At 55.6% G+C, this 464-nt stretch carries 1 protein-coding gene; it reads left to right on the top strand.

What is annotated here, in order from left to right; all coding sequences use genetic code 11:
* Nucleotides 1-376, top strand: a 376-nt coding sequence (gene rpsM, locus CS062_RS25375; RefSeq protein ID WP_099864571.1) for a 30S ribosomal protein S13, incomplete at its 5' end; no start/stop codon positions are given.
* Nucleotides 377-464: the final 88 nt, after the last annotated feature.

The following is a 464-nucleotide window of genomic DNA, read 5'->3' as shown; positions in this document are numbered from 1 at the left end:
GGCACGTATTGCCGGCGTGAATGTCCCGACCAACAAACGGGTTGTTATCGGGCTTCAGTATATTTACGGGATTGGCGCAACTAAGGCTGCTGAAATCTGCAAGGCTCTGGAAATTCCAGAAGCAAAGCGGGTAAACGAGCTGAGCGACGACGAAATCCTGAAGGTGCGTGAACTGATCGACAGCAAGTATCGCGTTGAAGGCGATCTGCGTCGTGAAATCGCAATGAACATCAAGCGTCTGATGGATCTGGGCTGCTACCGCGGTCTGCGCCATCGTCGCGGTCTGCCTGTGCACGGTCAGCGCACACACACCAATGCTCGCACGCGCAAGGGCAAGGCTGTGGCGATTGCAGGCAAGAAAAAAGCAACGCGCTAATCCAACTGGTTAGGATGTCTAACCCTGCTGCGGCAGGCTCTGGGCAGGGACTGAGGTAGAAAAGACATGGCGAAAGCCGCAACTCCGC

The sequence above is a fragment of the Roseateles chitinivorans genome, assembly GCF_002761755.1.
Classification (GTDB): domain Bacteria; phylum Pseudomonadota; class Gammaproteobacteria; order Burkholderiales; family Burkholderiaceae_C; genus Roseateles; species Roseateles chitinivorans.
The sequence above is the reverse complement of the archived record's forward strand: the minus strand, read 5'-3'. Positions and strand labels throughout refer to the sequence as shown.